We start from the raw sequence: 685 nt of genomic DNA, 5'->3' as shown, positions 1-685 counted from the left end.
CGCACTCACTGACGCGGATGTACTTGCGGACACCGACGCACTCGTGGAGGCTGATACGCTTGCTGAAGTTGATGCACTTACGGATGCGGACGTACTTGCTGAGACTGATGCACTAGTTGAAGCTGATACGCTTGCTGAAGTTGATGCGCTAACAGATGCAGACGTGCTTGCTGATACCGATGCACTCGTGGAAGCAGACTCGCTTGCCGAAGTTGACGCACTTACTGACGCTGAGGTACTTGCTGATACAGACGCACTCGTGGAGGCTGACTCGCTCGCTGAGGTTGACGCACTTACTGACGCTGAGGTACTTGCTGATACCGATGCGCTCGTTGATGCTGATACGCTTGCCGAGGTCGACGCACTCTCTGAAGCTGAGGTACTTGCGGACACTGATGCACTCGTGGACGCTGATACGCTGGCTGAAGTTGATGCACTTACGGATGCGGACGTGCTAGCTGATACTGAAGCACTTGTGGAGGCAGATACACTCGCTGAAGTTGACGCACTTACTGACGCGGAGGCGCTAGCTGACACTGAAGCACTCGTGGACGCGGACACGCTGGCGGAGGTCGATGCACTTACGGATGCGGACGTACTTGCGGACACTGATGCACTCTCTGAGGCGGATGTACTTGCGGACACCGACGCACTCGTTGATGCTGACTCGCTCGCGGAGGTTGAT

Annotated in this window: 1 pseudogene; it reads left to right on the top strand. The window is 56.1% G+C overall.

Annotated elements, in window-relative coordinates:
• A pseudogene (locus STRDD11_RS13930) lies at positions 1 to 685 on the top strand (hypothetical protein); the annotation flags it as partial.

It is taken from the genome of Streptococcus sp. DD11, assembly GCF_001578865.1.
Taxonomy (GTDB): Bacteria; Bacillota; Bacilli; order Lactobacillales; family Streptococcaceae; genus Streptococcus; species Streptococcus panodentis.
The sequence above is the reverse complement of the archived record's forward strand: the minus strand, read 5'-3'. Positions and strand labels throughout refer to the sequence as shown.